We start from the raw sequence: 11,591 nt of genomic DNA, 5'->3' as shown, positions 1-11,591 counted from the left end.
CTGAGGTCAAGCCAAGTTAGATTCAAGAGATTTCCGAGTTCTTTGGGCACGGTTGTCAGCTGATTTTTGCCGAGGTCAAGCCAAGTTAGATTGAAGAGATTTCCGAGTTCTTTGGGCACGGTTGTCAGCTGATTTTTGCCAAGGTCAAGCAAAGTTAGATTGAAGAGATTTCCGAGTTCTTTGGGCACGGTTGTCAGCTGATTTGCGCCGAGGTAAAGCTCCGTTAAACTGGAGAGATTACTAATTGACGTTGGTACAGCATCCAGATTTAAAAATGATAGGTCGAGAACGTTTGCTTTTGTCGCGAACGCTTGCTGGATTCGCTGCTCTGCTTCTGCAAATGGGTCTAATGACATGATGATCAGTACCTATAAAAATATGATGACTGAGAGAAAGAATAAAAACAAAAAAAGCAGCAAGCAGTTGTTATGCCTGAAAATCATTCAGAAAGGCGAGGATTTCACCATAAAAATTATTGCTTTTGTTTTGACTTTCTGCCGTTGTCACAGCAACTCTCAATACCTCCACTAGTGATTCCCGCACCGCCTCTAACATCAGCTCTTGAAATAACCCCAAACTCTCTCGCTGCTGCGCTTCCACTAGTGCCTCAATATACGCTTTCCGTCGCTCATTACTAATCACCACCACTGGATACCCAAACCGCAGCAACAACAAGTTCATCAACAATCGCCCCGTTCGCCCATTTCCATCCCGAAATGGATGAATCCCCACAAACCGACAGTGGGCCTCTGCTGCATAGTCAATCGGGTGCATCTGCTGAGCAACATCTGAATTTAACCACTCAACAAACTCTGCCATCAGCTCCGGCAGCAAATAGTGGGGCGGATAGGTATATTCCGTCCCAGCCGCCTTTACATCCAGCTGTCGATAGCGCCCTGCTTCTGCCCGGTCAATCACCATAAACAGTAGACTATGGATCTGCCGAATCTCCCACTCGCCAATCTTAGTTTCCTGCTGCGCGAGCGACTCCACATAGTCAATCGCATCTCGATGCCCGACCACCTCCAAATGCTCGATCAGCGTTTTACCACCGACGGTAATCCCCTTTTCCAACACCAGCTGCGTTTCACTCTGGGTCAGGGTATTGCCCTCAATCGCATTAGAATTGTATGTAAACCGCACATCAAACAGCTGTTTTAGCTCCGCTACCACCGTAGACGGCAACGGACGAAAGCTATCGAGCCAGCCTTTAAGCTTATCTACCTGAGCATATTTCTCAGTCAAGGACATACCGTCAAAGTCCCCTAGCATCTGCTGAATCAACGTACCCACATCCCAAATTTTTCGCGCTTTCAGAGCCGCGATGAATTGATCATAGGGACAGGACGTATTACAGATAGACACAGAAGTAACGACGGTTCTAGATATTGCCGTCATTGTACTCGGTGACCACGTTTGAGCTAGTTCTTTGTAAACCTATGTATTTAACCGATGTGAGTAGATGGATTCAATCTTTCATGAGATACAAATAAGGCATTACTAAGAGAACAGAAACTTGACGAGCCTGCACTCACCATCAATCAGTAGGTGCAGGCTGACAGGTTTCTTTCAGCATCTGCTCTTGTCCAGCCAGTAGGGCAGCCGATGGAGAACTGACGCTAAACATGGCTTGAATCGCATCGTAGGGTAAACCGCGCTCTGCAAAATACTCAGCCTGCTGGATTGCCTGCTTTTCGCTGTCAGAAACAGCTTCAAAAATAGGATCATCCTCCAAAACGGCTACTCTCAGGCCATTGTTTATCAATGCGCGGATTGCCGTTGGCAGAACTTCAAACTCCGCCTCTGACGTTGGCCCAAAATCTGCGATCGCATGCAGCCCCACAACATAAGTTTGCCCTGGCATCAACGGCTCACCGTCATATACCACATGGTTGTCATCGTCAGACAGTACATAGTCCCAAAAGGCCTCTTCTGAGTCAGCCACTCGCAGGGATACTTTTTCGACTGAGCCAGGCTGCAGCGCAATCACCGGCTGATTATGCCAGATCGTTGATGTCTCAGCACCTGGTACAGAGGGTGCGATCGCACACAAATCTCCTCGCGATGTCTGCGGCGGCTCCTTATACTCATCCTGTCTAACAATTCGGCTCCAAATATTTTCTAACCGATTACGGATGCCAGACGAAGCTTGTGAAGACTGTGGTGGCTCTTTGTGCTCGTCATCCCTAACAACTCGATCCCAAACCTTGTCTAACTTTTTAAGAAAACCATAAGAAGCCTGCTGAGCCTGAACATCCGCCGCCAGTCCTATAGCTAGCATCAACCCAGTTATTACTCCTACCTGACAGATAGATTTACCCTCAAAATTCATCGCAGTTTCTCCTGATGTGAATGTTGTAAATTCGGTACGTGATAAACCCATACAGCTGCCGTAGGCAACAGCCAGGGTAACAAAATTGATGCGGTACTGTGTATGACAACTCCGATTAGTCCATAGCCAAAGCTAAACCCTACTAACCCCAACCAACGGTAGGAGCGTAAATGTTTACGACGTTTTAATACCAGTGCTGAAGTAGCCCCTATGATCGCACCAATGCCCGCCATCCAAAAGACCGGAATCGGAATCACTTTATGGTCAGAAAGAAAGTGATGAATCGTATAGGCGTGGAACTCTACTCCTGTTATCAGTTCGTTTGGATCCTGGGTCTGATTTCGCCAGAACTGAGTAGCTGGTGGATTTGGTTGATAATCATTGTAGCTGTCCAAACCAGCTTCTGAATAGCCACCAGAGCCAATTAAGACAATCTTGTTTCGCCAATCATACTGAGTATTCAAGTTCTGAAGATTCTGCTCTAGTAACTGATGGGCTGAGATCCGCTCGTATATATGATCTGGAGGTAAAGAGAGATCCAGTACGGGCTGTAACCATCGTTGTTCTATCCAGCGTGACAGGCTAAAAATTGGTGATAGGCGATAGTATGAGAGCTTTTTGAGTTTTAGAAAAGTATTGTTCTGCTCTATTGTCGAAAACAGATCTTGACGCAGATCGCCTCTATTATCCAGCGCTGGCGTTGGGCTTTGGTTCGATGGGCTGTTTAGAGCTGTTTGGGTAACGGCTAGCAGATAGCCAAAAGGACAACGTCTGTTGCAATACTGACCAATCTGTAGGGCTTTTAGAGTCCACGGATGAGCATTGACATATCCAGACATGGACCAGGCAGGATCTGCCAATTCGGCTTGGGGTAGAGTCTCTTTACCTTTATCTAGCACACTTGCCAATACCAGCCAGCGGCCTTGACTAACAGCTTTTTCAATTTTTTCTTTTAGCTTTGGGTTGTTCTCGTCCTGCCGTCGATCTAACAGATAGTCAATGCCAATCAATTGGGCGTCTAAATCAACGACCCGGTCTAACAGCGATGCCAAATAGTCTCGATTGATCGGTTTGGCTCTACCGTCAGGAATCCCACGGGCAATGGATTCTTTGTCAATATGTACCAGCAATACGGGTGGAGATACCTCTGCTTTCAGCGGACGACTGGTGACATGACGATAGACCGCCTGGGTCCACAGACGACTGGCCATGAGCCGATCTCGCACCGAGGGCAACAACGAGAGAATTGCGATCGCACCCAGCACCATCCCCTGTCGCCGACTGGGCAACAGCGTCCCCAGCTTGGCCCACCAGCCCACGGGCTGCAGCTGAAACAGCTCTGCACCCCGATGGCTAAACAATGACGGCACTAGGTAAGCCGATGGATAGGCGATATTCTTTTCAGACTTGAGCGCCTTAGCCGCCTGCTGCAGCGCTTGTTGAACGGTCTCAAACTGCGCTAAGTGTTGCAAAAACTGGAGTAAAAAATACTGCGCCACCTGGTTATGAATGGGCTCGCGCATAATCACTACCTGGTTTAGCCCCAGGGCCACCAGCCGCTGGGCAATGTCCAGCCCCTTACAGGAGTTAAACAGAGCAAACTTGAGGCCATGGCGCTTGGCGGTACTCAGGTCTGCTTCAAGATCGCGGATAGAAAGGGCTGTGTTGGGTGCGATCGCAATTTCCCCACCTAGCTCCGCCGCTTCGTTGCTATGGCCAAAGAAGAACAGCATGTCCCAGCCGTCCGGGTGGCGGATGCGATCGCGAATCCGATCGATGAGTCCGTGGGGATTTTTCCCCGGCTGCCAACCCACCACCTCAGTCACCACCAGCTTGTTTAGACGCTCCATCGCCTTGAGATCGGCCTGAAAATCCAGCCCCGTATCATCGCCAATAATGACTAGGGCTCTAGCTTTGCCGCGTTGTTTCCTCAAGGGGGTAGCCGCCACAGGACTATTGATCGGCAAGCGGGCAATGCCAATGGCCGGTCCCTGGCCAAATTCTCGCGTCAGCTCCCACGTCTCCCACGGCAGCCGTCGCAGGTCTGCTGTGGAGCAGGTAATAAACAGGGTGTTGTTGCCTGATTTATCCCCAGGCGGAGTTCTCAATCGTCCGCGAATTTCCAGCAGCTCGCGACTCTCTAGCCAGCGATGAAAGGTATTGAGCAGTCGCACTTCTGCCTGGGCTAGCTGACTGCGCAAATCAGTGGGCTCCACCGGTACCTGACCGACCGCACCAACGCGGGCACGGAGACCCAGGCCGTCTGCACTGCCGCTTGTGTCAGTAGCCGCAGCCGCATCAAGGGTAGGCAGGGTGCGATAGTAGCGATAATAATCCCGCTGCCACTGTTGATATAGCCGCATCAGCTCCTTGGGATAGGGCAGCGTCGCGGTTAGCTGCATGCCATCGCCCCAGGTTAGTTCAACCAGGCAGGTCTGCTCAATATGGGTAATGGCAAGGCGGTAGGTCTGAACCATGTCTGAACTAGGAATTGCCCCAGCGATTGACGCTACTACTGGCCCCTAGCCCTAAGGACTGGGAGCTTATTCACGCAATCCATACTAAAGCCCATTGCCGAGCAGTATCAACGGTACCCATAGGGCTAGACTGAGTTCCTATTCATGACATTGGCCGCACGAGCGCTGGCTACACTGCCGATCTGCCGTAACGGCAATGAAGGCGCAGATAGGATGCAATCTCAGTAATTGCGACTCTTCCTGATGCAATCACTCCGCCCATTTGAAAAAAACCGTGTAAGACGCCAGGATAATGGGTGTGTGTGACAAGACAGCTCGCAGCTCGCAATCGCTGTGCATACGCTTCACCTTCGTCACATTGAGCATCCAGTTCGGCTGTGATCATCAGAGCCGGTGCTAGACCTGAAAGGTCAGGGGCACGCAATGGGGATGTATAGGGTTGCCCACGTTGGTGAGGCTCAGGCACATACATCGCCACTTGGCTGAGAAAGTTTTCGCGTGATTGCGCAGGATGTAAAAAGTCTAGCTCATGCCATGAAGCGGTATCAATTGCTAGGTCAGTGTTTGGGTAGATCAATATCTGTGCGATGGGTTGACTTAAGTTGCGATCGCGACACATCAGACATACAACGGTAGCCAGTAACCCACCTGCACTATCGCCCCCAACTGCAACTTTAGAGGCATCAATCCGCAGCTCTTTTGCTTGCTGAATCACCCATTGCAATGCTGCAAAGCAATCATCTGGTGCTGCTGGAAAGGGAAACTCCGGTGCCAGCCGGTACTTGACTGCTACGATGACACAACCGCTGGCGTTGGCCAGGGCTCGCAGCGGACGATCGTGGGTATCAAAATCGCCACTAATAAACCCGCCACCGTGAAAATAGACAAGCGCCGGTAGGGGTGACGCACCCTCCGATTGTGGTCTACGTGGCCTATACAGACGTACCGGGATAGCCGGTGTAGCTGTAGTAACCTGATAGTGCTCAATCGTTTCTACCTCTTCAACTGATCCAGCTAGCGAAATGATCTGTCGATATCCATCGCGAGCTGACAGCACAAAATCAGCGTTAGGCGACGGCGATGCATTGGCCTGCATTTGTTGCACAAGGGCACGAGTATCCTCCGTCATCTTGGCAAAAATATCGTCTTTCATACAGTCCACTCATTAATTCCGTAGATTTTCCCTAGAGATTGTTTTCAATAAATAGAATCTTCTCAGAAGATTCTATTTATTGTGTTAGTGCCTGAAATCTTTTTAGTAGGGCGTTGTATTGCCTCTAATAAACTCTTCTGGCAGTAAGTCTTCAAATAATAGCTTTTGCAATTCCACCCCTTCTGGTCGGCTCCAATCCTGCACTAGCTCAGCCAGCAACGTATTGGTTGCCGTCAACACAACACCGGCATCGTGCATTCGCTGCTGGGAAAGTTGTTCTGACAGGTGAAAAGGAGAGCCTGAGGCGTCCATCACGGCCTGTACTGCAAACCCATCTTGGACCGCTGTAATTGATGGATAGATCAAACAAACATCCGTGGTTACGCCCCCCATAATAAGCTGCTTACGTCCGGTATCTTTGACCGCTTTAACAAAGCTCTCATCGTCCCAAGCATTGACAATGCCTGTACGCTTGATTCTAGAGTCATAGGCATCAGGTAGAATCTCGGCCAGTTCATCGATAATTGGGCCTTGAAACCGGTCTTCCTGACTGCTAGTGAGCACAACGGGAAGATTTAAAGCCTTGGCTATTTTGGCAAGTGCGATCGCATTTTTTTTGACATTAGGGAGTGGCAGATTTTTAATCAACTGCATTGTGCCAACTTGATAGTCAATCAGCAGCATGGCTGCACTATCTTGGGTAAAGAAACCAGGTGTGGTCATAATTGAGCCTGTCGTAGGGTTTACTAGTTCTCTTTAGTCGCTAACCATTTAGAAACATTTCTGCAATTTCTGGACTGGGTGCAACATTCCCAGTCGCCATGATAGGTAGATCTTACATTTGCCAATCTGTACTGGAATACCTTCGCGGCTTATTATGTGACTCAAGCCTAAAGTTGGCAAGTAGGCACACAGATGTACGTAGCGTTTTATTTTGAGTCCTATGGAGCAATTCCCTTCAATTCTGGATACACATCCCTATCTGCGACAAACGCTTGATCTTGTTTCAGATAAGTGGATAACAGCCATTATTTATGTTTTGTCTCGTGGCAAAAGACGTTATGGAGAGTTACAGCGAGAAATTGGAGGAGTTTCTCAACGGATGCTCACTCGAACGTTAAGGAACTTGGAAAAAGATGGCCTGGTAAGGCGGGAAGAATTCACAACGCCCTCATTAATGGTTGAGTACTCGTTAACGCCCCTAGGAGAAACCCTTGTTGAGCCATTGCAGTCGCTTTGCCAATGGTCGGTTGATTATTTCGATGAGGTGAGAAGAGCTAGAGAAAGCAACCCCAGTCAGTAGTGACGACACCTGAACTAGATCCTACATTGGTAAATAGATGACAAATTCCGTCCCTTTTCCCAAAGATGAGCTTACGCTCAAGCGACCATCATGTTTTTCCTCAATAACTTGGCGAGAAATAGCTAACCCTAGCCCTGTTCCTTTATTCACAGGTTTCGTAGTAAACGTGCGCTCAAAGATTTTGGCACAGGTTTCATCATTCATTCCTTTACCGTTATCACCAATTTCGACGGTTACACCACTATCGACAACACGGGTGCAAATCGTGAGTATCTGAGGGTTAGCCTCAAGATACTCATATGATTGTTCTTCAGCCATTTCGTCAAACATATCAATAGCATTGGCAACAATATTCATAAACACCTGGTTTAGCTGACCTGGAAAGCAGCTCACCTCTGATAGATCACCGTAGTGTTTTACAATCTCAATTTCAGGCCGAAAATTTTTGGCTTTGAGACGATACTTTAAAATTAATAGGGTGCTGTCTAACCCTTCATGAATGTTGGCCTTAAATTTAGTATTGGTATCGGTACGGGAGAACATGCGCAGGCTATTGCTGATGGCGCGAATGCGATCGCATCCTGTCTCCATAGAGGTCAGTATTTTGGGAATGTCGGCTAGGGCAAAATCAATATCAGCTTCGTCCCACAATGTTTGAATCTCTTCACCCGGATTAGGAAACGCATCACGGTAGCCTTGTAGACAATGGATAATATCAGTTATTGACAGTCGCAGCTCGCTGACATTGCCACCGACAAAGCTAAGAGGATTATTGATCTCGTGGGCAACGCCCGCCACAAGATTACCCAGGGCTGACATTTTTTCATGTTGTACTAGCTGCAGCTGTGATGCTTCCAGCTGTTGGGCATAGGTTTGGGCCTGCTGATAAAGCCGGGCATTTTCTACTGAGATCGCAGCTTGAGTACAGAGAAAGCTGAGCACAAGAATGCGATCATTAGTAAAGACGCCACGGATATATTGATTCTGGAGATACAGTACCCCCACAATAGTGTCGTGGTGCAACATTGGCAAACATAAAACACTTTGAGGCTGGTGCTGATTCAAGTACGCATCAACAATAGGTAAATCTGTCGCTAGGTTATCAACTACCACCCCCGCTTGGGTATGTTTGACATATTGGATGAGTTTAACGGGAGCCTCTAGATTGTCAGCTAAGGGAGTAGTACACAGCTGAATGCCATCAGGTGTTGCCATCGCCCTCAGCTGCCAGCGGCCATCGTCATCAGGTAGTACCAGAAAACAGCGATCGCCTCCAGACGTTTCCAGTATGATCTGGGTCAGCTGGCGTAGCAATCTATCCAATAAAATCGTATCTGAGATCGCTTGAGCAGATTTTAGTACTGATGCAAAGTCAAGGGTAGTATTGGTCGTGCTAAATAAAGAGTAACTGTCAACTGCTTTGGCATCAACCGTCAGAGTGGGAGAGGCGATCGTAGCTAGGGTATCCAACAGGTTTGTTGCTGGCGTAGCTTGCTCAAGGATAGACTGAAGCAAATAGGGATAGCGTTTTGCAAGATCGTCAGTTTTAGCTGTAGCTCCCCAGTGAGCGTAGCCGTAGTAGGCATCTTGAAGATAGCTTGCCGCTACTTTCTCTTTACCCCAGTCCAAGTAGAATTTAGCCGCCAGTTCATTGGCAAGGGCTTCTTCTTGGATGTAGCCAGCCTCTCTCGCCCCACTGATGGCTCGGTCGTAGGCTTCAATCGCGTTAGCTTTCTGCCCTAAAACGCGGCTCTGCTCGGCCTTTACTAAATTGAGTTTGTGTTGAAAATTCACAGGAGCAAAGTTTGCCCAATACTCCAATTTTGCTTGATTGTTGTTGACCTTCTCCAAAATTGTTCTTTGCTCTGAGCAAGGATCATTGCCATGCTGAGCCAACGCCACTAATGAGTCATAGAAGTAAAAGAGAGGAACTGTAGCCTGTGCTATTGCACCCGCTAAATACTCCGTAGCTAGGATTGCATGTTCAGCAGCTTCGTTAGGCTGCTCAAACCAGTAGTAGAGCAGGAGCTTGTGTAAATGGAAGCAGTATAGCCCCAGAATATTGCTAGCAGACTTGTACTGGGACAGCATATGCTTTTCATTAAATGCCTCCCCCACCAAACAACAGGCTGTGTCAGATTTGCCTAGTAAATTCAAAATGACCTGGCGCAGCAGCTCGTTGTTGTTAAGGTGTAATTCTTGTTTGATTTGTCGTAGTTGTTGGCTGCGAACAGCTACCTGATGTTCCAAGTCGTGTAGCTCCTGCCCAATCAAATAAGAAGATTGACTGTTGTAGTAATGACCCAACGCTGCACCATCTAAATTACCGGATGCTAGCCCCTCTTCATAGGCTCTGTTTAGCAATGGCAGACTTTCGCTGAGATGGTGCTTCCAGGGGATTGTCAGGACACCCACCATCAAAAATACGCGGGTATTGATAGCTTTGTCATTAAACTTCTCAGATAGGGCTAGGGCCAGACGGCCAAACTGATAGCCTGATGCAATATCATTACCCTGACTACATAGAATGAAGCTGTAGCGCGCATAGGCACCTGCTGATATCGGTGAGTTGCCATGGATAACCGATAGCTTAACTTGCTCTAACACAATTAAAGGAACGAGTTTTGGCTGGGCTAGATAAACGGTTGCAGCGATTGTATTCAGAATAGTTAATGCGACTAGCGCCCGCCTGTCGGTCATTGTGGGCAATTCTGCTAGGGAGTGAATTTCACTGTGGGGAACCAATGTTGCCGTTGTAGCCAATGCTCGTTGGATATCGGCGTCGGTTGGAGTTGCAGGAATATCAATATCTAGCTGCCGGAGAACCTGTCGCCCTAGTTCAATTGCGTCAAGCAGCTGTTTTTGCGCAATCTTTACAAGGATCTGAATTTCATAAACCTTGATCTGATCTAAAAAATGGCTAGAGCCCTGTATCACACGGTTTGTCCATGTCTGGACTTGATCAAACTCGCCATTGAGGTAGGTGACTTCTGCGGCTAGCTCATGCAGTGCCAGCATCATGTCATACTCTGTTTGCCAGTTGCCCAATAGCTGTATCCCGGCAATAGCATATTGTTCAGCTAATTCATAGGCGGTGGCGGCTTTGGCGCGCTGTCCTACCGTTAGATTCAGCTGGCACAGCTGATGTCGTTCTGCTGGATTATCGATTAGCTCAAGACCTCTGTTCCAGTGGTTAACAATATCAAACAGGTCAATCTCAAGCTGGGTGTCTGAGGCTGTTTTATATAACAATCGTCCAATTTCTAGATGGACAATCTGCTTTTGGTTATCTGGGATTAATCCATAGGCCGCTTGTTGAATGCGGTCATGAAGGAAACGATAGCGCGCAACAACAGGCTCAATGGCGATTTTATTAGCCCCGTCTCCTTGAAAAGAATGCGATTGCTGATTTGGGGAATGGGCCAACCTATAGCTGTTGCCATTGGACAGTCTCTCACAGCCGAAGTCATCCTGAGAATCCGCAATGCCAAAAATTTTATAGGTTTCATTTTCTGGAATAATTAGCTGCTCTTGCAGGGCAGACCACAGTTCTGTGGCCACACGATCTTGAGGTAACTCACAAATCGCTGCTAAGATCGTCAAGTTAAAGCCGTTACCAATACAGGCGGCACGTTTTAAAACCTGTTGAGTGGATGGGGATAGCTTTTGCAGCCGCCTCATCATGAATGTCATCACATCTTCGGTGAGAGAAAGCTGTCGCACCTGTGAGAGATCGCACTGCCAAAACCCTGCATCAGCGTCAAAAGCGATACAGCTTTGCTCATGGAGTTCTTGTAAAAACTGTGTGGTGAAAAATGGATTGCCCTGGGTTTTTTGATAGATCAGCTGGGCAAGGGGATGGGCCCTATCCACCGAACATCTCAGGGTGTCTGCCACCAATTGATCAATATCGGATGCATCTAGGGGGGCTAAAGTCAGCGTATGAATGGTTTTTCCGTGGCGCTCCATATCATTGAGAGCCAGCACCAGGGGATGGGCCGGAAATACTTCGTTATCTCGATAGGTGCCGATTACCAACAGATATCTGTTATCCGTCCCCAATGCCGTAGCATCCATTAATCGTTGCAGCAAATTTAATGAGGCTAAATCGGCCCACTGCAGGTCATCTAAAAAGATTACTAGCGGATGGTCCCTGCTGGTAAAAACCTGCACAAAATTACTAAAAATCAGGTTAAAGCGTTGCTGAGCCGCCCTGCCCGACAGGTTTGATAGCGCTGGTTGTTCTCCAATCAGCTGCTTTAGTTCTGGAATCACCTCTAAAATAACTTGGCCATTGACGCCCACCGCAGCCAAGATTTTTGTCTT

The 11,591-nt window shown here is 48.1% G+C and carries 8 protein-coding genes; 1 reads left to right on the top strand and 7 read right to left on the bottom strand.

Going from position 1 to position 11,591, the window contains the following annotated elements; translation table 11 throughout:
• The 6 genes from IQ260_RS19300 to IQ260_RS19275 all read right to left on the bottom strand — a co-directional run.
• Positions 1–356, bottom strand: a 356-nt coding sequence (locus IQ260_RS19300) for a leucine-rich repeat domain-containing protein (protein WP_407657745.1), incomplete at its 3' end; no start/stop codon positions are given.
• 70 nt (positions 357–426) lie between these two features.
• Entirely contained in the window at positions 427–1,365 is a 939-nt protein-coding gene (locus IQ260_RS19295; RefSeq protein ID WP_193994732.1) for a Fic family protein, read from the bottom strand.
• A 172-nt stretch (positions 1,366–1,537) separates the two neighbouring features.
• The gene (locus IQ260_RS19290; RefSeq protein WP_193994731.1) at positions 1,538–2,332 is read right to left on the bottom strand and encodes a hypothetical protein; all 795 of its coding nucleotides are present in this window, start codon (positions 2,330–2,332) and stop codon (positions 1,538–1,540) included.
• Positions 2,329–4,809, bottom strand: coding sequence for a CHASE2 domain-containing protein (locus tag IQ260_RS19285; RefSeq protein WP_193994730.1), 2,481 nt, complete (start codon positions 4,807–4,809; stop codon positions 2,329–2,331). Before IQ260_RS19285 ends, IQ260_RS19290 begins: the two co-directional genes overlap by 4 nt.
• Before the next feature lie 169 nt (positions 4,810–4,978).
• Positions 4,979–5,962 (bottom strand): alpha/beta hydrolase, encoded by a 984-nt coding sequence (locus IQ260_RS19280; RefSeq protein WP_193994729.1) that lies wholly within the window; start codon positions 5,960–5,962, stop codon positions 4,979–4,981.
• A 102-nt stretch (positions 5,963–6,064) separates the two neighbouring features.
• Positions 6,065–6,685: an isochorismatase family protein gene (locus IQ260_RS19275; protein WP_193994728.1), complete on the bottom strand. Its 621-nt coding sequence runs from the start codon at positions 6,683–6,685 to the stop codon at positions 6,065–6,067.
• A 220-nt stretch (positions 6,686–6,905) separates the two neighbouring features.
• Between IQ260_RS19275 and IQ260_RS19270 the strand changes: the two genes are divergently transcribed.
• Complete coding sequence (locus IQ260_RS19270) at positions 6,906–7,265, top strand: winged helix-turn-helix transcriptional regulator (RefSeq protein ID WP_193994727.1); 360 nt, start codon at positions 6,906–6,908, stop codon at positions 7,263–7,265.
• Between the two features lie 21 nt (positions 7,266–7,286).
• Here the strand turns inward: IQ260_RS19270 and IQ260_RS19265 are convergent.
• Positions 7,287–11,591, bottom strand: a 4,305-nt coding sequence (locus IQ260_RS19265; protein WP_193994726.1) for a trifunctional serine/threonine-protein kinase/ATP-binding protein/sensor histidine kinase, incomplete at its 5' end; no start/stop codon positions are given.

The organism is Leptolyngbya cf. ectocarpi LEGE 11479, assembly GCF_015207065.1.
In the GTDB taxonomy this organism is placed as follows: domain Bacteria; phylum Cyanobacteriota; class Cyanobacteriia; order Phormidesmidales; family Phormidesmidaceae; genus Leptothoe; species Leptothoe ectocarpi.
This window is presented reverse-complemented; position numbering and strand designations above follow the sequence as displayed.

What these genes read in the sequence shown, in the direction of transcription:
- IQ260_RS19270 (WP_193994727.1), top strand. Translation starts at nt 6,906, where the DNA reads ATGGAGCAATTCCCTTCAATTCTGGATACACATCCCTATCTGCGACAA.
- IQ260_RS19290 (WP_193994731.1), bottom strand. Translation starts at nt 2,332, where the DNA reads ATGAATTTTGAGGGTAAATCTATCTGTCAGGTAGGAGTAATAACTGGG.
- IQ260_RS19285 (WP_193994730.1), bottom strand. Translation starts at nt 4,809, where the DNA reads ATGGTTCAGACCTACCGCCTTGCCATTACCCATATTGAGCAGACCTGC.
- IQ260_RS19275 (WP_193994728.1), bottom strand. Translation starts at nt 6,685, where the DNA reads ATGACCACACCTGGTTTCTTTACCCAAGATAGTGCAGCCATGCTGCTG.
- IQ260_RS19280 (WP_193994729.1), bottom strand. Translation starts at nt 5,962, where the DNA reads ATGAAAGACGATATTTTTGCCAAGATGACGGAGGATACTCGTGCCCTT.